Source organism: Ottowia beijingensis (assembly GCF_013423955.1).
GTDB classification, from domain to species: Bacteria; Pseudomonadota; Gammaproteobacteria; order Burkholderiales; family Burkholderiaceae_C; genus Ottowia; species Ottowia beijingensis.
Window position 1 is genome coordinate 1,688,087 of sequence record NZ_JACCKX010000001.1, and the last position, 21,038, is coordinate 1,709,124.

Sequence of the window (21,038 nt, forward strand, 5' to 3'; positions counted from 1 at the left end):
GTGCCTGAAAGGGATTTGCCGGGCGGGATTGCTTTCGCCCCCGAACCGGCGCATAGTGGCTTGGCGTGACAGTGCCATGACGCCCCCGTCAGGTGCTGTGTTCCTGGCCACCGGGCGCTCCGGTCCGGGGCCGTCATCCCAGAAGGAGACTCCTTTATGAACTTGACGATCAGCGGACACCATCTCGAAGTCACTCCTGCGCTGCGCAGCTACGTGACGAGCAAGCTGGACCGGGTGACCCGGCACTTCGACCAGGTGGTGGACGTGAAGGTGTTGCTCTCGGTCGAGAACAAGCAGGAAAAGGACAAGCGCCAGCGGGCCGAGTGCCGCATCGGGGTCAAGGGCAACGACCTGTTTGCCGAAAGTGCCCACGAGGATCTGTACGCCGCCGTCGATGAGCTGGTCGACAAGCTCGACCGTCAGGTGGCCAAGCACAAGGAGAAGCTGCAATCCCACGACAGGGCGGCCGCCAAGCATTTGATGTAGTATCGTGTAACAACAACGAGCGAAGACTGTAGACTCCAGTTTGCAAGCCGCCCCGGCATCCTGCCGGGCGGCTTTCTTTCAGTCCGAGATGTGCACGTACCCGGTGAAGTGCCCGAACTCGCCCCCTGGGCGATGCCTGCCTGCACGCGGTGGCGGCGCCGCCATGAAATGCCGCGCGCCACAGGCGCATAATTGCAGGGTCAATGCCCATGAACCGTCTAGCCTCCATCCTTCCTGAATCGCAGGTGCTGGTGGGTGTCGAAGCCACCAGCAAGAAGCGCGCTTTTGAAGAAGCGGGCCTGCTGTTCGAGAACCTGCACGGCCTGTCGCGCGCGCTCATCACCGACAGCCTGTTCGCGCGCGAGCGCCTGGGCTCCACCGGCCTGGGCCACGGCGTGGCCATTCCGCACGGCCGCATCAAGGGCCTGAAGGCGCCCATGGCCGCGGTGCTGCAACTGGCGCAGCCGATCGGCTTCGACGCGCCCGACGAGCAGCCCGTGGGCCTGCTGATCTTCCTGCTGGTGCCCGAGGCGGCGACGCAGAAGCACCTCGAGATCCTGTCCGAGATCGCCGAGCTGCTGAGCGACTCGGGCCTGCGCGAGCGCATCAAGGCGGCGGGCTCGGTGCCCGAGCTGCACGGCCTGATCGCGCAGTGGCAGTCGGCCCAGGTTGCCCCGTGACCGCGGGCCCTGCCCGCGCCGCTGACGCGACGCAGCGCCGGCCATGAAGCCCACCGTCATCAGTGCCGACGTCCTGTTCGAGGACCACCGCGCCACGCTGCGCTGGCACTGGATCGCCGGGCTCGAGGCCTCCGAGCGCCGCTTCGACGATGCCGCCATCAGCCAGGCGCGCTCCAGTGCCGACCTGGTCGGCTACCTGAACTACATCCACCCCTACCGCGTGCAGATCCTGGGCGAGCGCGAGGTCGCCTACCTGACCAACGGCTCGCCCGAGGACTGCGCGCGCCGTGTGGCGCGCATCGTCACGCTGGAGCCGCCGGTGCTGGTGCTGTGCGACGGCCAGACCGCGCCGGACGCGCTGCTGTCGATGTGCGAGCGGGCGCAGATCCCGATGTTCGCCACGCACGAATCGGCGGCCTTCGTCATCGACGTGCTGCGCGCCTACCTGTCCAAGCACTTCGCCAACCGCACCACCATGCACGGCGTGTTCATGGACATCCTGGGCCTGGGCGTGCTGATCACCGGCGAATCGGGCCTGGGCAAGAGCGAGCTGGGGCTGGAGCTGATCTCGCGCGGCCACGGCCTGGTGGCCGACGACGCGGTGGACCTGTTCCGCATCAACCAGGCCACCATCGAGGGCCGCTGCCCCGAGCTGCTGCAGAACCTGCTGGAAGTGCGCGGCATCGGCCTGCTCGACATCCGCGCCATCTTCGGCGAGACCGCCGTGCGCCGCCACATGCGGCTGCGCCTGATCGTGCACCTGGTGCGGCGCGAAACCATGGAGCGCGACTACGAGCGGCTGCCCTACGAGCCGCTGACGCAGGAGGTGCTGGGCGTGCCGATCCAGAAGGCGGTGATCCAGGTGGTGGCCGGCCGCAACATCGCCGTGCTGGTGGAGGCGGCGGTGCGCAACCACATCCTGCAGCTGCGCGGCATCGACACCTACCAGGAGTTCGTCGACCGCCACCGCCGCGCGATGGAAAAAGGCGGCGACGCCTGACGCTTCCGTCTTGATAGCTGCTTACGCCCTACCGGCGGGCGCTGGAGGCCTTTTTGACCTGAAACCTCAGCGCCGCACCGGCGGCGTGCCGCTGTCGCGGTAGGGGCACTTGGCCTTGGTGCAGTGGGCGTACAGGCTGAGCGCGTGGTCGGCAATGGTGAAGCCGCGCGCCTTGGCCACCGCGGTCTGGCGCTTCTCGATCTCGGGGTCGTGGAATTCCTCGACATGGCCGCAGTCCAGGCACACCAGGTGGTCGTGGTGCTCGTCCTCGCGCAGCTCGTACACCGCCTTGCCGGCCTCGAAGTGGTGGCGACTCAGCAGGCCGGCCTGCTCGAACTGCATCAGCACGCGGTACACGGTGGCCAGGCCGATCTCGGACTGCTCGGCCAGCAGCACGCGGTAGACGTCCTCGGCCGTCATGTGGCGCTGCTCGGCCTTCTGGAAGATCTCCAGAATCTTCAGCCGGGGCAGGGTGGCTTTGAGGCCGGTGCTCTTGAGTTCGTCGATCATGTCCATGCCGGATCGTCTCGTCACAGCGCGCCGTGGCGCCGCCGCTACAATGACCGGCCGTATTGTGCATGAGCCGCGACGCATGTCTGTCATTCACCGAACCCATGCCCGCATGACCGCGCGGGTCATGCTGGCCGTGCTGGCCGCGGCCCTGGGCGCCTGCAGCAGCTTCGACCAGGGCACCCGCAGCCTGGCCGATGCCATCACCCTCTACAAACCCGAGGTGGTGCAGGGCAACTTCGTCTCCAAGGAGCAGGTGGCCGCGCTGCAGCCGGGCATGACGCGGCTGCAGGTGCGCGACATCCTGGGCACGCCGCTGGTCACCAGCCTGTTCCACGGCGACCGCTGGGACTACGTGTTCACCATGCGGCGCCAGCGCGTCGAGCCGCAGAACTTCCGGCTCACGCTGTTCTTCCAGGGCGACGTGCTGGAGCGCTTCGAGGGCGACGACATGCCCAGCGAGACCGAGTTCGTGCAGCGCATCAGCCGCGAGCGCAAGGTCAAGGTGCCGCGGCTCGAGGCCACCGAGGAGCAGCTGGCCAAGTTCCCCGCCGCTGCCGGCCCGGCCGGTGCCGCTTCGGCCGCGCCCGCGTCCGCGCAGCCGGCGGGCAGCTACCCGCCGCTGGAGCCGGCGCGCTGAGCGCACGCCCCGCGCCGGCCCGCGGGCCGGTTGTCTGACTGGACTTCATCTGCCAATGACCACCACCACTTCACCGCTGCGCGTTGCCGTTGCCGGCGCCACCGGCCGCATGGGCCAGATGCTGATCGAGGCCGTGCGCACCGCCGGCGACTGCGCCCTGGCCGGCGCGCTGGACCGCGAAGGCAGCCCCGCGCTGGGCCAGGATGCCGGCGGCTTTGCCGGCTGGGCCAGCGGCGTGGCCGTCACGGCCGACCTGGACGCCGGCCTGCAGGGCGCGCAGGTGCTGATCGACTTCACCCGCCCCGAGGCGACGATGGTGCACCTGGCCGCCTGCCGCCGCCATGGCGTGGCGCTGGTGATCGGCACCACCGGTTTCAGCGAGGCGCAGAAGGCCGAGATCGCCGCTGCCGCGCAGGACATCGCCATCGTCATGGCGCCCAACATGAGCGTGGGCGTCAACGTCACCCTCAAGCTGCTGGAGATGGCGGCCAGGGCGCTGTCCACCGGCTACGACATCGAGGTGATCGAGGCGCACCACCGCCACAAGGTGGACGCGCCCAGCGGCACCGCGCTGCAGATGGGCGAGGTGATCGCCGCCGCGCTGGGGCGCGAGCTGAAGGATTGCGCCGTGTACGAGCGCTACGGCCACACCGGCGAGCGCGACCCGTCGACCATCGGCTTCGCCACCATCCGCGGCGGCGACATCGTGGGCGACCACACGGTGCTGTTCGCCGGCACCGGCGAGCGCATCGAGATCAGCCACAAGAGCAGCAACCGCCAGGGCTACGCGCAGGGCAGCCTGCGCGCCGTGCGCTTTCTGGCCGGCAAGCGCAGCGGCCTGTTCGACATGGCCGATGTGCTGGGCCTGAAGTGACCGGCCTTCATTATTTTGATAGCTGCCAGCGCTTGATATATAACGATTTCAGCATGAAAACAACCTGAAATCGAGATATAACAAGCGCAAGCAGCTATGATTTTCATATCACGTTGACCTCCATCCCATGAACCTGCAACAAGTCTTCATGCAGAGCGACGCCATCGGCAAGGCCGTGGCGATTTTGCTGCTGCTCATGTCCATCGCCAGCTGGGTGGTGATTCTGTGGAAGGCGTGGATGCTGCGCCGCGCCGGTGGCGACGTGGCGCGCAGCGTGGCGGCGTTCTGGCAGGCGCCCTCGCTGGCCGATGCGGCCGGCCGCGTCGGCGGCTTCGACCGCGGCCAGCTGGTGCTGCCGCTGATCCAGTCCACCCAGGCGCCCGCCGGCGGCACGCTGGCGGCGGCGGGCGACCGTGCGCAGCAGCTCACGCGCGCGCTGCGCGATGCGCTGCACGCCGTCATGGGGCGGCTGCAGTTCGGCCAGGTGCTGCTGGCCACCATCGGCTCCACGGCGCCCTTCGTCGGCCTGCTGGGCACGGTGTGGGGCATCTACCATGCGCTGATCGGCATCGCCGGCTCGGGGCAGATCAGCATCGAGCGCGTGGCCGGCCCGGTGGGCGAGGCGCTGATCATGACCGCCGCCGGCCTGGCGGTGGCCATCCCGGCCGTGCTGGCCTACAACTGGTTCGGCCGCGTCATCGGCAACATCGAGGCCGAGCTGGAAGGCTTTGCGCGCGACTTGCGCGAACTGCTGGCAAAACATTGATGCACCCGAACATGTTCATCAACCTATCCAACACCCACCGGACGCCGCCGGGCCGCCCAAGGCGGCCGCGGCCCCTCGGGGGCAGCGCAGCACGCGCAGCGGCGAAGCGTGGGGGCATGTGACTCATGGCATTCGGACGACTCGAACGCACCAAGGGCAGCGAGCCCATGAGCGACATCAACGTCACGCCGCTGGTCGACGTGATGCTGGTGCTGGTGGTGATCTTCATCATCACCGCGCCGCTGCTGGCCAGCTCGATCCGGCTTGACCTGCCCAAGACCGACGCCGCCAAGCCGGGCGATCCGCCCAAGTTCGTCACCGTCGCAGTCGACAAGGCCGGCCAGGCCTTCTTCGACGACAGGCCGGTGACGCAGGCCGAGCTGGGCGCCGCCCTGCAGGACGCCGCCCGCGCCAACCCCGAGACCGAGGTGCAGCTGCGCGCCGACCAGGGCGTGCCCTACGGCCGCGTGGTCGAGGTGATGGGCGAGGCGCAGAAGGCCGGGCTGAACCGCATCGGCTTCGTGGCCGAGGCGCCGGCCGGCGCCGCGCCACCGACGCCGGCAGCCTCCAACTGATTCAGAGCCTTTTCGGGCGTTTGCGCAGACACGGCAAGCGCCGGCAGCTATCAACCAGATAGCATCAACGAGAGGCGCCGGCGCCGCAACCCCGCCACGCGCCCGCCTACAATTTGCCCATGCAAGAGAAATACAGCCACACCGACGTGGAACGGGCGGCGCACGCCCATTGGCAGGCGCGCGATGCCTATCGCGTGACCGAGGACGCGCGCAACGCCCAGGGCGCGCCCAAGCCCAAGTACTACGCCTGCTCCATGCTGCCCTACCCCAGCGGCAAGCTGCACATGGGCCACGTGCGCAACTACACCATCAACGACATGCTGGCGCGCCAGTTGCGCATGAAGGGCTTCAACGTGCTCATGCCCATGGGCTGGGACGCCTTCGGCCTGCCGGCCGAAAACGCCGCGCTGAAGAACGGCGTGCCGCCCGCGAAGTGGACCTACGACAACATCGCCCACATGAAGGGCCAGATGCAGGCCATGGGCCTGGCCATCGACTGGAGCCGTGAAGTCGCCACCTGCGACGCCAGCTACTACAAGTGGAACCAGTGGCTGTTCCTGAAGATGCTGGAAAAGGGCATCGCCTACCGCAAGACCCAGGTCGTCAACTGGGACCCGGTGGACCAGACCGTGCTGGCCAACGAGCAGGTCATCGACGGCAAGGGCTGGCGCACCGGCGCCGTGGTGGAAAAGCGCGAGATCCCCGGCTACTACCTGAAGATCACCGACTACGCGCAGGAGCTGCTCGACCACGTGCAGATCGGCAACCCCAAGGCCACGCTCGACGGCTGGCCCGAGCGCGTGCGCCTGATGCAGGAGCACTGGATCGGCAAGAGCGAAGGCGTGCGCTTTGCCTTCCCGCACGACATCCGGGGCGACGACGGCGCGCTGATCCAGGACGGGCGCATGTACGTGTTCACCACGCGCGCCGACACCATCATGGGCGTGACCTTCTGCGCCGTGGCGCCCGAGCACCCGCTGGCCGCGCAGGCCGCCAAGGGCAACCCCGAGCTGGCCGCCTTCATCGAGAAGTGCAAGCAAGGCGGCACCACCGAGGCCGAGCTGGCGCTGAAAGAAAAAGAGGGCATGCCCACCGGCCTGACGGTGACGCACCCGCTGACCGGCGAGGCCGTGCCGCTGTGGGTGGGCAACTACGTGCTGATGAGCTACGGCGACGGCGCCGTGATGGGCGTGCCCGCCCACGACGAGCGCGACTTCGCCTTCGCGCTGAAGTACGGCCTGCCCATCGTGCAGGTGGTGCATGTCGACGGGCAGGAATACAGCTACACCCAGTGGCAGGACTGGTACGCCGACAAGCAGAACGGCGTCACCATCAACTCCGAAAATTTCAGCGGCTTGGCGTACCCGGAGGCGGTGAACGCCGTCGCCAAGGCACTGGCCGATCAGGGCCTGGGCGAGAAGAAGACCACCTGGCGCCTGCGCGACTGGGGCATCAGCCGCCAGCGCTACTGGGGCACGCCGATCCCGATGATCCACTGCGAGGCCTGCGGCACCGTGCCGGTGCCCGAGCAGGACCTGCCCGTGGTGCTGCCGCAGGACCTGGTGCCCGACGGCAGCGGCAACCCGCTGAACAAATGCGAGGCCTTCCTGGCGTGCACCTGCCCGCAATGCGGCAAGCCGGCGCGGCGCGAAACCGACACCATGGATACCTTCGTGGACTCGTCGTGGTACTTCATGCGCTACTGCGACCCGGCCAACGACCAGGCCATGGTGGCGGGCGGCACGCAGTACTGGATGCCGATGGACCAGTACATCGGCGGCATCGAGCACGCCATCCTGCACCTGCTGTACGCACGCTTCTGGACCAAGGTGATGCGCGACCTGGGGCTGGTGCAGATCGACGAGCCCTTCACCAGGCTGCTCACGCAGGGCATGGTGCTGAACCACATCTATTCGCGCCGCAACGAGAAGGGCGGCATCGAATACTTCTGGCCGGCCGACGTCGACCCCGTGATCGACGCCGACGGCAAGCAGGTGGCCGCGCGCCTGAACAAGGACGTGGGCAACCTGCCCGCCGGCACGCTGATCGACTACGAGGGCGTGGGCACCATGTCCAAGTCGAAGAACAACGGCGTCGATCCGCAGGCGCTGATCGACCAGTACGGCGCCGACACCGCGCGCCTGTACACCATGTTCACCTCGCCGCCCGAGCTGACGCTGGAGTGGAACGACGCCGCCGTCGAAGGCAGCTACCGCTTCCTGCGCCGCGTGTGGAACTTCGGCCTCAAGCTGAATACTATTGAAAATGTAGCTGCCAGCGCCCTATTGGCGGGCGCTGCAGCCCAGAATGGCATTCAATTCAGCAAGACCGCCAAGACCTTGCGCCACGAGATCCACAGCGTGCTCGGCCAGGTCGACTACGACTACCAGCGCCTGCAGTACAACACCGTGGTGTCGGGCGCGATGAAGATGCTGAACGCGCTGGAAGCCTTCAAGGGCGACGGCTCGCCCGGCGACAACGCGGCGCTGGCCGAGGGCTTCAGCAAGCTGCTGCGGGTGCTGTACCCGGTCACGCCGCACATCACGCACACGCTGTGGCAGCAACTGGGTTTTGCCGCCGTGCAGGGCGAGCTGCTCGACGCGCCCTGGCCGCAGATCGACCCCGAGGCGCTGAAGCAGGACGAGATCGAACTGATGCTGCAGATCAACGGCAAGCTGCGCGGCGCCATCCTGGTGCCGGCCAGCGCCAGCAAGGACGACATCGAGCAGACCGCACTCGCCAGCGAAGCCTTCCTGAGGCACAGCAGCGGCGGCGCGATCAAGAAGGTGGTGGTGGTGCCCGGCCGCCTGGTCAACGTGGTGGTGGGCTGATGGCCATGCCGCCGCGCCGCGCCCTGCTGCTGGCCGCTGCCACGGCGCCGCTGCTCAGCGCCTGCGGCTTCCAGCTGCGGCGCGCGCCCGAGTTCGCATTCCGCCGCATCGCCCTGGCCCTGCCCGCCGCGTCGTCACTGGCGGTCGAGCTGCGCCGCCAGCTCGAGGGCACGGGCCGGCTGGAGATCGTGGCCGACCAGAGCAAGGCCGAGGTGGTGCTGGAAAGCCCCGGCGAGCAGCGCGAGCGCACGGTGGTCAGCGTCACCGCCACCGGCGAAGTGCGCGAATTCCAGCTGCGCATCCGCTTCCGCTTCAGGCTGCGCACGCCCGAGGGGCGCGAGTTGCTGCCCATGTCCGAGATCCTGCGCCAGATCGACCAGAGCTACAGCGAATCCGCCGCGCTGTCGAAGGAGCAGGAGGCGCTGATGCTGTACCAGAACATGCAGAGCGACATCGTGCAGCAGGTGATGCGGCGGCTGGCGACAGTAAAAATATGACCCCCTGAGTCGCCTGCGGCGCCTTCCCCAGGATTCGAACATCCCCTGAGCGGCTTGCGCCGCTTCCCTTCTCTCTGCGGGAAGGGGGACAACGCCAGTGGCCGGCGCAGGTCCGGCCACGGCGTTCTCGCATGGCCTGCTCCGCGGCCTTGGGTTCGGGCTTGCTGCGCAGCCCGTGTGCTCCCGCTCCCGCGTGCGGGAGAGGGTTGGGGTGAGGGCACGCGTCCATCGCCCGCGCGCCTTCTGGCAAAGAGCGCCTGATGCAACTCGCCGCCGCGCAACTCGCGAACCATCTGCAGAAGGGCGTGCGCCCGCTGTACACGCTGCACGGTGACGAGCCGCTGCTGCAGCAGGAGGCGGCCGACGCCATCCGCGCCGCGGCGCGTGCGCAAGGCTACACCGAGCGCACGGTGCACACCGTCGCCGGCGCGCACTTCGACTGGAGCGCGGTGCTGGCAGCCGGCAGCAGTCTGAGCCTGTTCGCCGACAAGCAGATCGTCGAGGTGCGCATCCCGTCCGGCAAGCCGGGCAAGGACGGCAGCGCCGCGCTGCAGCAACTGGCCGACAGCGCCGCCGGCAACGACAGCACGCTGACGCTGGTGCTGCTGCCGCGGCTGGACAAGCAGACGAAATCCGGCGCCTGGTTCACCGCGCTCGACGGCGCCGGCGCCACGGTGCAGATCGACAGCATCGAACGCGCCGCGCTGCCGCAATGGATCGCCCAGCGCCTGGCCGCGCAGGGGCAGCGGGTGATGCCGGGCGAGGAAGGGCAGCGCGCGCTCGCTTTCTTTGCCGACCGCGTGGAAGGCAACCTGCTGGCCGCGCACCAGGAGATCAGCAAGCTGGCGCTGCTGTACCCCGCGGGCGAGTTGAGCGTCGAGCAGATCGAGGCGGCGGTGCTGAACGTGGCGCGCTACGACGTCTTCAAGCTGTCCGAAGCCGTGCTGGGCGGCCAGCGCGCGCGCGTGCAGCGCATGCTCGACGGCCTGCAGGCCGAGGGCGAGGCCGAGGTGCTGGTGCACTACGCGCTGGCCGAGGACATCCGCGCCCTCAAGCGCGTGAAGGACGCCGTGGGCGAAGGCCGGCCGCTGCCGATGGCGCTGCGCGAGCAGCGCGTGTGGGGCTTGCGCGAGCGCTTGTTCGAGCGCGTCCTGCCGCGCCTGACCGACATGCAGCTGGCCAACCTGCTGCATGCGGCGCACCAGGTGGATGGCATCGTCAAGGGCCTGAAGCACCCTGGCTGGCCGCAGGAGCCCTGGCCCGCACTGCACCGGCTGGCGCAAAGCCTGTGTGGCGCCTGCGGCGGCGCGGCCCGATAACCGGCCGCGCGGCGGTAGCGCGGTACGATTTCACGCCTGTCTGCGCTGCGTTGGCCGCCAGGCCCTGTGGATGCAGCTCTGAATGACATGCTCGTTAGAATGCAAGTTCAATCCAACGCGTATGCGCAACCTCGAACAGAAAACCGCCCGGCTGACCGTGCTCATCGACCCTTCCAAGAAGAAGGCGTTCGAGGCGCTGTGCGCGTCGCAGGACGTGACGCCGTCGCAGGTGGTGCGCCGCCTGATCCGCGACCATCTGCGCCAGCACGGCGTGCAGTGGGCGCCCGGCGAGATCGACGACCAGCAGCCGTCGTCGATGGCATCGCAGGACTGACACCCTCTGCTTCCCACTTGAAAACCCGAACCGCATGAAGCGTTGACGCGTCGCGCCCGCGGCTGCGCCATCGGCTCTCCGATGGGCCACGAAAAAGCCCCGGCATGCCGGGGCTTCGTTCATTCGATGTGGCGCCAGGGCCAGATCAGAAGTTCATTTCCTTGTCCACGTCCTGCACCTTGCGGCGGGCCATGGCCAGGTTGGCGCGCTGCTTGTCCAGCACGAAGTAGACGAACACGCCGTCCTTGCGCGCCGACGGGCGCAGGATGTGGTACTGCTTGCCCAGGGTGATCAGGATGTCCTCGATCACGTCGTTCAGGCCCAGCGAACGCATGGTCTTCATCTTGGAGCGGATCACTTCGGTGTTGCCGGCGGCAGCCACTTCCAGATCGACGCCGGAGCCGACCGAGCCCAGCATCATGCCGCTGGCAGAGTCGACCACGGCCGCGCACATGGCGCCATCCAGGGTCATCAGTTCGTCGAGGGTTTGCTTGATGGTCGCCATGTTCGTTTCCTTCTTGGCCAATGGATTGAGGGGTTCGCTTGCTTCGCAGCACATTGCAATGCGTTACATGCTGATGGCATGGTAATTCGCGGATCATGGGCGTCGCAATGCACCGCCGCGCCTTTGCGGCCGCTTCTCGTGATGGATTCGATGTTTAGCGCAGCAACCGGCCGCCACTGTCTTACGATGGCCGCATGCCAACCCGCAACTAGTTCACAACCATGGTCTATCGACGCTTTCTTGCAGCTTCATCCTTGATCTTGCTGTCTGTGCTTTCGGCTTGTGCGGCGCACGCACCGGCATCGTCGCCCGCAGGCGATGTGGTGAAGGTGTTCAAGAGCCGCGGCGCCGTGCAGTGCGAAGGCCGCGGCACCGCGCCCGAAGCCATGCGTGCCGAACTCGAGCGCGCCGGCGTGCGCGTGCAGGCCAGCGCCTGCGGCTCGGATGGCCGCATGCGCCCGGCGGTGTGCGGCGCCGGCACGGACGAGATCAACCTGTTCGACATCGCCGCCGCCGACCTGCCGCGCGCCCAGGCGCTGGGCTTTGCGCCGCTGTCGCAACTGAAAGGTGAAGCGCAGGCGGCGCCCTGCCGCTGAAGCGGCTTTTTGGACAATCGGGGCATGAACGCCCCGAACGTCGCCGACACCATGCACACCCTGGGCCTGCAGGCCCGCCAGGCCTCGCGCGCCATGGCCCGCGCCGGCACCGCCGCGCGCAACGCCGCGCTGCGCACGCTGGCGCGCCTGCTGCGCGAGAACGTGCCCGCGCTGCAAGCGCCCAACGAGCGCGACCTGGCCCGCGCCCGCGAGGCCGGCCTGGCCGAGCCGATGGTGGACCGCCTCAAGCTCACGCCGAAAATCATCGAGACCTGCGCCGAAGGCTGCGAGCAGCTGGCGGCCATGCCCGATGTGATCGGCGACATCGTGGGCATGAAGCAGCAGCCCAGCGGCATCCGCGTGGGCCAGATGCGCGTGCCCATCGGCGTGTTCGGCATGATCTACGAGAGCCGGCCCAACGTGACCATCGAGGCCGCTTCATTGAGCATCAAGAGCGGCAACGCCTGCATCCTGCGCGGCGGCAGCGAGGCCATCGACTCCAACAAGGCGCTGGCCGCGCTGGTGCAGCAGGCGCTTGAAAGCGCCGGCCTGCCGCGCGAGGCGGTGCAGCTGGTGCCCACCACCGACCGCGCCGCCGTGGGCCAGCTCATCGCCATGCCCGAGTTCGTCGACGTCATCATCCGCGCGGCGGCAAGGGCCTGATCGAGCGCATCAGCGCCGAGGCCAAGGTGCCCGTGATCAAGCACCTGGACGGCAACTGCCACACCTATGTGGACGACCCGTGCGACCTCGACCTGGCCGTGAAGGTGACCGACAACGCCAAGACGCAGAAATACAGCCCCTGCAACGCCACCGAGAGCCTGCTGGTGGCGCGCGGCGTGGCGACGCAGTTCCTGCCGCGCATCGGCGCCCTCTTCGCGGCCAAGGGCGTGGAGATGCGCTGCGATGCCGAGGCCACCGACATTCTCAAGCAAAATCAGCCTCCAGCGCCCGCCAGTCAAGCGCAGACAGCTATTGATATTGAAGCATTGGTGAAGCCTGCGCAGGACGCCGACTGGTCGGAGGAATACCTGGCGCCCATCATCAGCATCAAGGTGGTGGCCGGCGTCGATGAGGCCATCGCGCACATCAACCGCTATTCCAGCCACCACACCGACGCCATCCTGACCACCGACCACGTCCACGCCCAGCGCTTTCTGCGCGAAGTCGATTCGGCCAGCGTGATGGTCAACGCCAGCACGCGCTTTGCCGATGGCTTCGAGTATGGCCTGGGCGCCGAAATCGGCATCAGCACCGACAAGTTCCACGCCCGCGGGCCGGTGGGCATCGAGGGGCTGACTTCGCTGAAGTGGATCGTGCTGGGCGAAGGGGAAGTGCGGGGCTGAGGACAGCACCGCGCCGGCCCGGCCGGCTTGCCCACGCCCAAGCCCCGTTCGATGCGGGGCTTTTTCATTCCCTATTGGATATAAAGAAACAATAAAAAAGTAGTTTGAGCTTTAAGGCGTGGCACACAGACTACCGCTTGCGGCCGGCACTTCGCCGGCCTTGCTGTTTCACAAGCCTCGCCATGAAAACCTCGTTCCGCCTTCTTGTTTCCACCCTCGCGCTGGCCGCGGCCGGCAGCTTCAGCGCTGCCGCCAGCGCCCAGACCGCGCTGCTCAACGTCTCCTACGACGTGGCACGCGAGTTCTACAGGGACTTCAACACCGCCTTCGTCGCCCATTACAAGAAGACCACGGGCAAGGACATCAAGGTCGACCAGTCGCACGCCGGCTCCAGCGCGCAGGCGCGTGCCGTGGCCGACGGGCTGGCGGCCGATGTGGTGACCATGAACACCACCACAGACGTCGACTTCCTGGCCGAGCGCGGCGTGGTCGCCAAGGACTGGCGCAGCAAGTTCCCCATGGCGCCTCGCCCACCACCTCGACCATGCTGTTCCTGGTGCGCCACGGCAACCCGAAGAACATCAAGGACTGGGACGACCTGATCCGCCCCGACGTGAAGGTGGTGGTGGTCAACCCCAAAACCGGCGGCAACGGCCGCATGGCCTATCTGGCGGCCTGGGGCCAGGTGCGCGCCAAGGGCGGCAGCGATGCGCAGGCGGCCGAGTTCGTGGGCAAGCTGTACAAGAACGTGCCGGCGCTGGCACGCGGCGGGCGCGATGCCACGGGCATGTTCCTGCAGCGCAACCTGGGCGACGTGCTGGTGACCTTCGAATCCGAAGTGGTGTCGGTCGAGAACGAGTTCGGCAAGGGCAAGGTGGATGCCATCCACCCCAGCGCGAGCCTGGTCACCGAGAACCCGGTCGCCATCGTCGAGCGCACGGTGGCCAAGAAGGGCACGGCCGCCGAGGCCAGGGCCTACCTCGACTTCCTGTACTCCGACGAAGGCCAGCAGATCGCCGCCAAGCACAACATCCGTCCGCGCAACGAAGCCATCCTGAAGTCCCACGCCAACGTGTTCAAGCCGATCAAGCTGTTCACGGTGGACCAGTACTTCGGCTCGCTGGCCGAGGCTCAGAAAGTGCACTTCAACGACGGCGGACAGTTCGACAAGCTGTACCAGCCGGGCAAGTGAGGTTTCTCACTCCCTCTCTCGCTGGCGGGAGAGGACCGGGGTGAGGGTGACTTCACTCCCTCCCCGCTGGGGAGGGTTGGGGTGGGGCTGACGGCGTCTGAGCGACAAGAAGCGCCGCAGCCCTCACCCCAGCCCTCTCCCCAGAGGGGCGAGGGAGTAAACAGCCGCCACCGCCCGCTGAACCTGCGCCAGCCGCTATTCATTTGATATGACCGCCGCCGCCCTCACCGCGCCCCCACTGCCGGCCACGCCCCGCCGCCGCGCGCGCCGCGTGCTGCCCGGTTTCAACCTCACGCTGGGCTACACGCTGCTGTACCTCAGCCTCGTCGTGCTGATCCCGCTGTCGGCGCTGGTCATCCACACCTTGTCGATGAGCTGGGCCGACTTCTGGGCCGCCGTCAGCGCGCCGCGCGTGCTGGCCTCGTTCCGGCTCACCTTCGGCGCGTCTCTGATCGCCGCTTGCGTCAACGTGGTGGCCGGGCTGCTGGTGGCCTGGGTGCTGGTGCGCTACCAGTTCCCCGGCAAGAAGATCGCCGACGCGCTGGTCGACCTGCCCTTCGCGCTGCCCACGGCCGTGGCGGGCATCGCGCTCACCGCCATCCTGGCCGGCAACGGCTGGATCGGGCAATATCTGGAGCCGCTGGGCATCCAGCTCGCCTTCCAGCCCGCGGGCATCGTCATCGCGCTGATCTTCATCGGCCTGCCCTTCGTGGTGCGCACCGTGCAGCCGGTGCTGGAAGACACCGAGAAGGAGCTGGAAGAGGCAGCGGCCTGCCTGGGTGCCACGCGCTGGCAGACCTTCTGGCGCGTGATCTTCCCGGCCATCGCGCCGGCGCTGCTCACCGGCTTTGCCATGGCGTTCGCCCGCGCGGTGGGCGAATACGGCTCGGTCATCTTCATCGCCGGCAACATGCCCATGGTGTCGGAGATCACGCCGCTGGTCATCATCGGCAAGCTGGAGCAGTACGACTACGCCGGCGCCACCGCCGTGGCCTGCGTGATGCTGCTGATCTCCTTCATCCTGCTGCTCATCATCAACGGCCTGCAGGCCTGGGGCCGTCGCCGCTACGGGGGTGCGGGATGAGCGCCGCCGGCATCGCGCGGCGCGTGCGCACCACCGAGTCGCCCGCCATCCGCTGGCTGCTGACGGCGCTGGCGCTGGGCTTCATGGGGCTGTTCCTGGTGCTGCCGCTGGCGGCCGTGTTCGTCGAGGCGCTCAAGGCCGGCTGGACCGCGTACTGGGCCGCGCTGAAGGAGCCCGACGCGCTGTCCGCCATCCGCCTGACGCTGCTCACCGCCGCCATCGCCGTGCCGCTGAACCTCGTCTTCGGCGTGGCGGCGGCGTGGTGCATCGCCAAGTTCGAGTTCCGCGGCAAGGCCTTTCTGACGACACTGATCGACCTGCCGTTCTCGGTCTCGCCCGTGGTCGCCGGCCTGGTCTACGTGCTGGTGTTCGGCGCGCAGGGCTGGCTGGGCCCGTGGCTGGCCGAGCACGACATCAAGATCATCTTTGCCGTGCCGGGCATCGTGCTGGCCACGGTGTTCGTCACCTTTCCGTTCATCGCGCGCGAGCTGATTCCGCTCATGCAGGCGCAGGGCAGCGACGAGGAGCAGGCCGCCCAGGTGCTGGCGCCAGCGGCTGGCAGACCTTCTGGCACGTGACGCTGCCCAACATCAAGTGGGGGCTGATCTACGGCGTGATTCTGTGCAACGCGCGGGCGATGGGCGAATTCGGTGCCGTCTCGGTCGTCAGCGGCCACATCCGCGGCCAGACCAACACCATGCCGCTGCACGTGGAAGTGCTCTACAACGAATACCAGGGCCAGGCCGCATTCGCGGTGGCCTCGCTGCTGGCGCTGCTGGCCATCGTCACGCTCATCGTCAAGACGGTGGTGGAGTGGCGGCACGAGCGCGAGATGAAAGCCATCGCCGAGCTGCCGCCGGAGCGGCCGGCATGAAGACCGAACAACCCAACAGCCGGACGCAGAGGACGCAGAGGTTTCGCAGAAGGCGCAGAAAAACAGCCAAGACTTTCTTTCGGCTGATGGCGTTGACGCCCAAAGGAAAACCAGTTTTGGCTGTTTCTTTTGCGTCCTCTGCGAAACCTCTGCGTCCTCTGCGTCCGGTATTCGGTATCAAGAAAGCCACCCCTCATGAGCATCGAAATCCGCCACGTCACCAAGCACTTCGGCGCCTTCCGTGCGCTGAACGACGTCAGCCTCGACATTGCCTCGGGCGAGCTGGTCGCGCTGCTCGGCCCCTCGGGCTGCGGCAAGACGACGCTGCTGCGCATCATCGCGGGCTTGGAATCGGCCGACGCGGGCAGCATCCTGTTCAGCGGCGCCGACACCACCGATGTGCACGTGCGCGAGCGGCAGGTAGGCTTCGTGTTTCAGCACTACGCGCTGTTCCGCCACATGACGGTGGCCGAGAACGTCGCCTTCGGCCTGCGCGTCAAGCCGCGCCGCGAGCGCCTGAGCGATGCGCAGATCAAGGCCAAGGTGCACGAGCTGCTCGGCCTGGTGCAGCTCGACTGGCTGGCCGACCGATACCCGTCGCAACTGTCGGGCGGGCAGCGCCAGCGCATTGCCTTGGCGCGCGCGCTGGCGGTGGAGCCCAAGGTGCTGCTGCTCGACGAGCCCTTTGGCGCGCTCGACGCCAAGGTGCGCAAAGAGTTGCGCCGCTGGCTGCGCCGCCTGCACGACGAGCTGCACGTCACCAGCATCTTCGTCACGCACGATCAGGAAGAAGCGCTCGAAGTGGCCGACCGCGTGGTGGTGATGAACAAGGGCCGCATCGAGCAAGTGGGCACCCCGCAAGAGGTGTGGGAACACCCCGCCAGCCCCTTCGTCTATGGCTTTCTGGGCGATGTGAACCTGTTCCGTGGCCGCGCCACGGGCGGGCAGGTGCAGGTGGGCGACTGGCAAATTGCCGCGCCCGAGCACGCCCACGCGCTGGACGCCGAAGCCATGGCCTTCGTGCGCCCCAGCGATCTGACCGTGGCCCCTACGCCGCCGGCGCCACCAGCGGCCTGGCCGCCCGGCTCGACCGCGCCCTGCTCATCGGCCCCCTGGCGCGGCTGGAGTTGACGCCGCACGACAACCCCAGCCACATTCTGGAAGCGCACCTGCCGGCCAACGAATTCCGCCAACTGGGCGTGCAAGAAGGCGACAGCGTGCGGGTGTCACCACGCAAGGCGCGCGTGTTTCTGGAAACGGTAGACGACCCGGCGGCGATGATTTGAGCGCCCAGCGCACAGGCCGAGCGCTCAATGCACAAAGCGCCCCTGCGGGTTGACCAGCGACAGATCCACCAACTGCATGCCCAAGTGCTGGCCGGGTCGGTAGCTGTTGCGCAAGCCGGAAAGCTCCAGCTGCCCCGCCTTTTCAATGCCGGTCACCAGGCTCTCGCGCGTGGGCTGCGGGCCGGCCAGCCGCAGCGCCGCCACCAGCGCCTTGGCCGTGATGTAGCCTTCCAGGCTGCCGTAGGAAAACGCTTTGCCGGGATGGCGTTGCTTGAAGTCGTCCTGGTACTCGCGGGCGATGGCCGTCTTGCGCTCCCACGGGCTGGGCACCACTTGCGCCACCACCATGCCCTGCGCCAGCGGGCCCAGGTTGGCCGCCAGTTGGGTGGCGCCTGAGTTCACGGCGCTGAACTGCACCTTCACGCCCTGCTGGCGCGCCTGGCGGATCAGCTTTTCATACACGCCAATGCCGCCGTGGTTGAACACCAGCTGCGTGTTGGAGCTGCCAAGGCGCTGGGCCAGCGCGGCGATCTGCGCATCGCTCTCATCCGATTTGAACGGCAGATCAGCCGTCAACTGCAAGCCCAGCTGCTGGCACAGGGCCTGCACGTTCTTCAGGTGCTGCTGACCCGTATCGGAATCGGCGCGCATGAAACCCACGCGCTGAATGCCGGTCATCTTGGCGTATTCCAGCAGCACGCGGAATTCCTCCTTGTGCTCGGCCCGCACCGGGAACACCATGGGTTGGTGCGGCACGCGCAAGCTGGGTGAGCCGGCCATGGGTCCGATAAAAGGCACCTTGTGCGACACCGCCACACGCATCACGGCGGTGGAGGGGCCGCCCTCAACAGAGCCGAACAGCACGAACACCCGGTCTTTTTCCACCAGCTGGCGCGCATTCGCCTCGGCTTTGGCGGCCTGGCTGTCATCGTCCAACGTGCCCAGCGCCACCTGGCGGCCATGCACGCCGCCTTGCGCGTTGATCTTGTCCAGGTAGGTGCGCACACCGTCCATCACGGCCGCGCCGTAGGCGTTCTTGCCTCCTTGCAGCGTGATGCTCTGGCCCACCAGCACCTGCTGGGCCGTCACGCCCTCGGCGGCGTGCAACCAGCCAGCCCAGGCCAGCAGCGCGCAGGCGGCAGCAGCCCGCAGTGTGTCTTTTCTTGACGGCATGTAGTCCCTCCCTTGATAAGTTGCTTCAAATTCTAGGATGCGCCTGGTGCTTTCCGCCGTGCTTTCGACACGGTTTGGCCCTCCTGGCCATGCCGCGCTGTGCTGCCGGGCCGGACGCCTGCGGCATCCAGCTCATCACCTGCCCATATTTCGAAAAGAAAGGATCGCACGCCATGACCATCCTCGTTGCCTACGTTGCCCGCCCCGAAGGCCAGGCCGCGCTCGACAAAGGCATTGAAATCGCCACCCGCCGCAACGAACCGCTGGTGGTGGTCAACGCCGGCCCGGGCGGCAAGGACGACACCGGCGTGGTCGACGGCTACGAGGGCGAGCGTCTGGCCGAGCGCCTGGCCAAGCTGCCGGTGCCCGCCGAGTTCAAGCACTTCGTGCGCGGCAAGAGCACGGTCGACGAGATCGAGGCGTTGGTCAACCACCTGGACGTGTCGGTGCTGGTGATCGGCCTGCGCCGCCGTACCGCCGTGGGCAAGCTGCTGCTGGGCAGCACGGCGCAGGAGATTCTGATGACGGTGTCGTGCCCCGTGCTGTGCGTGAAAGCGGCCTAGGCCCTATCCGCGAATACTCTGTTTTTGATAGCTGCTGGCGCTTGATACACAAGCGCCAGGGGCCGATTTGGCTTGAAAATCAATCGCGGGGCGGCCGCACCGGCTCGCTGCCGCCGATGAGTGGGATGGCCGCATCGGTGCGGTCGGCGCGAAACGGCACGCGCGCATCGCCTTGCGTCACCTTGCCGATCAGCTCGCGCCCGGCGATGCGGCCGTCGAACTCGCGCAGCTGGCCCTCGGCATCGGTCAGCGCGAAGCGCACGCGGTCGCCGGCCAGCAGCGGCTGGCGCAGGCTGGCGGTGAAATCGCGGAACACGGCGGCGCCGCCGACCTGCTGAAAGCGCTGATCGACCTCCAGCAAACCGCGCGCCTCGCTGCCATCGGCGAGCGGAAAGCGCAGCGCCCATTCACCGCCAAAGTTCGCCGGCACCAGCCACAAAAAGGCCGTCGCCCCGCCCGCGTTGGTGACTTCGTCGGGCCGCCAGTCGCCCATGTCGAACGAGTGCGACACCACGCGCGTGCCCGGCGTGAGCGCCAGCAGGCGATGGCGCAGGCGCAGGTTCAGGCGCGGCAGCAGGTACAGCGTGACGATGCTGGCGCGCGAGAAGTCGGATTCAAAGATGTCGGCCTTTTCGAAGCGCGCGTGCTCGGCCACGCCGGCCGCCTGCGCGCGCTGCCGCGCCAATGTCACCAGCTCGGGGTTGTATTCAATGCCCAGCCCGCGCGCGCCAGCCTTGGCGGCGGCGATGACGATCTTGCCGTCGCCCGCCCCCAGGTCGATCACGAAGTCGCGCGGCCTGAGACCCGCCAGCCGCAGCATGCGATCGACCATGGCATCGGGTGTGGGCGCCCAGATGACGTCCTTGCCGGGCTGGCCGAAGATGGGGGCTGGCGCCGTGTCCTGCGCTCGCGCCACGAGTGGGGCGAATGCGGCGGCCCCCAGCAAGTGCCGGCGGGAGACGGTGTGGGTCATATCAAAATGATAGCTGTTCGCGCTTGATAGACAAGCGCTGGAGGCCTGTTTCATAAAAACATGACCGCCCACTTCATCCCAGGCTGCGCAGCAAGCCGCTCAGAAGGCCGCGGAGCAGGCCATGCCGGAACGCCGTGGCCGGGGTCCCCCGGCCGCCAGCGTTGTCCCCCACAGGGGAAGGCGCGTCAGCGCCTCAGGGGGAGCATCAGAACGGGATGTCGTCATCCATGTCGTCAAAACCCGAGCCGGGCTTTGACGCGGCAGGCGCCGGTGCGCGCGGTGCAGGGGCAGCGCGCGGGGCGGCGCCGCGCGGCGTGGGGCGTCGTAGCCACCGCCATCACCACCACCGCCGTAGCCGCCACCGCCATCGTCCGACGGGCCGCCCATGCCCTGGCGGCTGCCCAGCATCTGCATCTGGTCGACGCGGATCTCGGTGCTGTAGCGGTCCTGGCCGGTGGCCTGGTCCTGCCACTTGCGGGTGCGGATGCTGCCTTCGACGTAAATCTGGCTGCCCTTGCGCAGGTACTGGCCGGCGATCTCGGCCAGGCGGCCGTTGAACACCAGGCGGTGCCATTCGGTGTGTTCGCGCGGCTCGCCGCTTTGCTTGTCGCGCCACTTGTCGGTGGTGGCCAGCGTCACGTTGGCCACCTGGTCGCCGCTGGGAAAGGTGCGCATCTCGGGGTCGCGCCCCAGGTTGCCGACGAGGATGACTTTGTTGACGGAGGCCATGGCTTGTTCCTGTGAAAGTGAAAAGGGAAACAGCGGTTGAACTGAACGAAACTGGCAATTGTGCCGCAACGCCCATGCCAGAATGCCCCGCATGAAGGACGATCCGGATTTCCTGGACCAGGTACGCAGCGAGGTGACCGACCCGCGCATCTGGATCGACCGCTTCGTCGTCGGCCTGTTCGCGCTGCTGGCCGGCTTGTCGGTG

Annotated in this window: 18 protein-coding genes and 5 pseudogenes; 18 read left to right on the forward strand and 5 right to left on the reverse strand. The window is 67.7% G+C overall.

Translation table 11 applies throughout. The features are described 5' to 3' along the window. Positions 1–156: 156 nt before the first annotated feature. From hpf to hprK, 3 genes are all read left to right on the forward strand, one after another. The gene (hpf, locus tag H0I39_RS08520) at positions 157–486 is read left to right on the forward strand and encodes a ribosome hibernation-promoting factor, HPF/YfiA family (RefSeq protein ID WP_180550192.1); all 330 of its coding nucleotides are present in this window, start codon (positions 157–159) and stop codon (positions 484–486) included. 209 nt (positions 487–695) lie between these two features. Further along, entirely contained in the window at positions 696–1,166 is a 471-nt protein-coding gene (locus tag H0I39_RS08525) for a PTS sugar transporter subunit IIA (RefSeq protein WP_180550193.1), read from the forward strand. A gap of 43 nt (positions 1,167–1,209) precedes the next feature. Continuing rightward, positions 1,210–2,166 carry an HPr(Ser) kinase/phosphatase gene (gene hprK, locus H0I39_RS08530; protein WP_180550194.1) on the forward strand — a complete coding sequence of 319 codons (957 nt, stop codon included), beginning with the start codon at positions 1,210–1,212 and terminating at the stop codon, positions 2,164–2,166. Between the two features lie 66 nt (positions 2,167–2,232). On the opposite strand, the gene fur is transcribed toward hprK, so the two are convergent. Then, on the reverse strand, positions 2,233–2,682 hold the full coding sequence (gene fur / locus H0I39_RS08535; protein WP_180550195.1) for a ferric iron uptake transcriptional regulator: 450 nt from the start codon (positions 2,680–2,682) through the stop codon (positions 2,233–2,235). Positions 2,683–2,788: 106 nt separating this feature from the next. Here fur and H0I39_RS08540 point away from each other — a divergent pair, with 106 nt between their 5' ends. From H0I39_RS08540 to H0I39_RS08575, 8 genes are all read left to right on the forward strand, one after another. Beyond that, entirely contained in the window at positions 2,789–3,316 is a 528-nt protein-coding gene (locus H0I39_RS08540) for an outer membrane protein assembly factor BamE (protein WP_257645699.1), read from the forward strand. Positions 3,317–3,371: 55 nt separating this feature from the next. After that, positions 3,372–4,190, forward strand: coding sequence for a 4-hydroxy-tetrahydrodipicolinate reductase (gene dapB / locus H0I39_RS08545; RefSeq protein ID WP_180550197.1), 819 nt, complete (start codon positions 3,372–3,374; stop codon positions 4,188–4,190). Positions 4,191–4,317: 127 nt separating this feature from the next. Beyond that, entirely contained in the window at positions 4,318–4,956 is a 639-nt protein-coding gene (locus H0I39_RS08550; RefSeq protein WP_180550198.1) for a MotA/TolQ/ExbB proton channel family protein, read from the forward strand. A gap of 125 nt (positions 4,957–5,081) precedes the next feature. Next, positions 5,082–5,531, forward strand: coding sequence for an ExbD/TolR family protein (locus H0I39_RS08555; RefSeq protein ID WP_180550199.1), 450 nt, complete (start codon positions 5,082–5,084; stop codon positions 5,529–5,531). Positions 5,532–5,650: 119 nt separating this feature from the next. Further along, positions 5,651–8,362, forward strand: coding sequence for a leucine--tRNA ligase (gene leuS, locus H0I39_RS08560; RefSeq protein ID WP_180550200.1), 2,712 nt, complete (start codon positions 5,651–5,653; stop codon positions 8,360–8,362). Beyond that, the gene (locus H0I39_RS08565) at positions 8,362–8,859 is read left to right on the forward strand and encodes an LPS-assembly lipoprotein LptE (RefSeq protein WP_307776790.1); all 498 of its coding nucleotides are present in this window, start codon (positions 8,362–8,364) and stop codon (positions 8,857–8,859) included. The genes leuS and H0I39_RS08565 overlap by 1 nt, the downstream gene beginning before the upstream one ends. A gap of 260 nt (positions 8,860–9,119) precedes the next feature. Next, entirely contained in the window at positions 9,120–10,178 is a 1,059-nt protein-coding gene (holA, locus tag H0I39_RS08570) for a DNA polymerase III subunit delta (RefSeq protein ID WP_180550201.1), read from the forward strand. Between the two features lie 121 nt (positions 10,179–10,299). Then, a complete protein-coding gene (locus H0I39_RS08575) occupies positions 10,300–10,512 on the forward strand; it encodes a ribbon-helix-helix protein (RefSeq protein ID WP_180550202.1) in 213 nt (70 codons plus the stop codon). 145 nt (positions 10,513–10,657) lie between these two features. Here H0I39_RS08575 and H0I39_RS08580 read toward each other — a convergent pair whose 3' ends face one another. After that, positions 10,658–11,017 carry a hypothetical protein gene (locus H0I39_RS08580; protein WP_180550203.1) on the reverse strand — a complete coding sequence of 120 codons (360 nt, stop codon included), beginning with the start codon at positions 11,015–11,017 and terminating at the stop codon, positions 10,658–10,660. A gap of 254 nt (positions 11,018–11,271) precedes the next feature. Between H0I39_RS08580 and H0I39_RS08585 the strand changes: the two genes are divergently transcribed. The 6 genes and pseudogenes from H0I39_RS08585 to H0I39_RS08610 all read left to right on the forward strand — a co-directional run bounded on the left by H0I39_RS08585 (position 11,272) and on the right by H0I39_RS08610 (position 17,395). Continuing rightward, the gene (locus tag H0I39_RS08585; protein WP_180550204.1) at positions 11,272–11,613 is read left to right on the forward strand and encodes a hypothetical protein; all 342 of its coding nucleotides are present in this window, start codon (positions 11,272–11,274) and stop codon (positions 11,611–11,613) included. A 24-nt stretch (positions 11,614–11,637) separates the two neighbouring features. Next, a pseudogene (locus H0I39_RS08590) lies at positions 11,638–12,959 on the forward strand (glutamate-5-semialdehyde dehydrogenase). A gap of 182 nt (positions 12,960–13,141) precedes the next feature. Further along, a pseudogene (locus H0I39_RS08595) lies at positions 13,142–14,151 on the forward strand (sulfate ABC transporter substrate-binding protein). Between the two features lie 208 nt (positions 14,152–14,359). Then, on the forward strand, positions 14,360–15,235 hold the full coding sequence (gene cysT, locus H0I39_RS08600; RefSeq protein WP_180550205.1) for a sulfate ABC transporter permease subunit CysT: 876 nt from the start codon (positions 14,360–14,362) through the stop codon (positions 15,233–15,235). After that, positions 15,232–16,109 (forward strand): annotated as a pseudogene (gene cysW, locus H0I39_RS08605) (sulfate ABC transporter permease subunit CysW). The gene cysT and the pseudogene cysW overlap by 4 nt, the downstream one beginning before the upstream one ends. 195 nt (positions 16,110–16,304) lie before the next feature. Further along, positions 16,305–17,395: pseudogene (locus H0I39_RS08610) on the forward strand (sulfate/molybdate ABC transporter ATP-binding protein). A 24-nt stretch (positions 17,396–17,419) separates the two neighbouring features. On the opposite strand, the gene H0I39_RS08615 reads toward H0I39_RS08610, so the two are convergent. Then, complete coding sequence (locus H0I39_RS08615; RefSeq protein WP_180550206.1) at positions 17,420–18,568, reverse strand: ABC transporter substrate-binding protein; 1,149 nt, start codon at positions 18,566–18,568, stop codon at positions 17,420–17,422. A 173-nt stretch (positions 18,569–18,741) separates the two neighbouring features. On the opposite strand from H0I39_RS08615, the gene H0I39_RS08620 reads away from it, so the two are divergent. Next, complete coding sequence (locus H0I39_RS08620; protein WP_180550207.1) at positions 18,742–19,131, forward strand: universal stress protein; 390 nt, start codon at positions 18,742–18,744, stop codon at positions 19,129–19,131. Positions 19,132–19,210: 79 nt separating this feature from the next. Here H0I39_RS08620 and H0I39_RS08625 read toward each other — a convergent pair whose 3' ends face one another. Both H0I39_RS08625 and ssb read right to left on the reverse strand, forming a co-directional pair. Beyond that, on the reverse strand, positions 19,211–20,047 hold the full coding sequence (locus H0I39_RS08625; RefSeq protein WP_308645808.1) for an SAM-dependent methyltransferase: 837 nt from the start codon (positions 20,045–20,047) through the stop codon (positions 19,211–19,213). Positions 20,048–20,309: 262 nt separating this feature from the next. Then, positions 20,310–20,833, reverse strand: a pseudogene (ssb, locus tag H0I39_RS08630) (single-stranded DNA-binding protein). Positions 20,834–21,038 lie beyond the last annotated feature (205 nt).

Coding starts and splice junctions, on each gene's coding strand:
- hpf (WP_180550192.1), top strand. CDS start 157: ATGAACTTGACGATCAGCGGACACCATCTCGAAGTCACTCCTGCGCTG.
- H0I39_RS08525 (WP_180550193.1), top strand. CDS start 696: ATGAACCGTCTAGCCTCCATCCTTCCTGAATCGCAGGTGCTGGTGGGT.
- hprK (WP_180550194.1), top strand. CDS start 1,210: ATGAAGCCCACCGTCATCAGTGCCGACGTCCTGTTCGAGGACCACCGC.
- fur (WP_180550195.1), bottom strand. CDS start 2,682: ATGGACATGATCGACGAACTCAAGAGCACCGGCCTCAAAGCCACCCTG.
- H0I39_RS08540 (WP_257645699.1), top strand. CDS start 2,789: ATGACCGCGCGGGTCATGCTGGCCGTGCTGGCCGCGGCCCTGGGCGCC.
- dapB (WP_180550197.1), top strand. CDS start 3,372: ATGACCACCACCACTTCACCGCTGCGCGTTGCCGTTGCCGGCGCCACC.
- H0I39_RS08550 (WP_180550198.1), top strand. CDS start 4,318: ATGAACCTGCAACAAGTCTTCATGCAGAGCGACGCCATCGGCAAGGCC.
- H0I39_RS08555 (WP_180550199.1), top strand. CDS start 5,082: ATGGCATTCGGACGACTCGAACGCACCAAGGGCAGCGAGCCCATGAGC.
- leuS (WP_180550200.1), top strand. CDS start 5,651: ATGCAAGAGAAATACAGCCACACCGACGTGGAACGGGCGGCGCACGCC.
- H0I39_RS08565 (WP_307776790.1), top strand. CDS start 8,362: ATGGCCATGCCGCCGCGCCGCGCCCTGCTGCTGGCCGCTGCCACGGCG.
- holA (WP_180550201.1), top strand. CDS start 9,120: ATGCAACTCGCCGCCGCGCAACTCGCGAACCATCTGCAGAAGGGCGTG.
- H0I39_RS08575 (WP_180550202.1), top strand. CDS start 10,300: ATGCGCAACCTCGAACAGAAAACCGCCCGGCTGACCGTGCTCATCGAC.
- H0I39_RS08580 (WP_180550203.1), bottom strand. CDS start 11,017: ATGGCGACCATCAAGCAAACCCTCGACGAACTGATGACCCTGGATGGC.
- cysT (WP_180550205.1), top strand. CDS start 14,360: ATGACCGCCGCCGCCCTCACCGCGCCCCCACTGCCGGCCACGCCCCGC.
- H0I39_RS08615 (WP_180550206.1), bottom strand. CDS start 18,568: ATGCCGTCAAGAAAAGACACACTGCGGGCTGCTGCCGCCTGCGCGCTG.
- H0I39_RS08620 (WP_180550207.1), top strand. CDS start 18,742: ATGACCATCCTCGTTGCCTACGTTGCCCGCCCCGAAGGCCAGGCCGCG.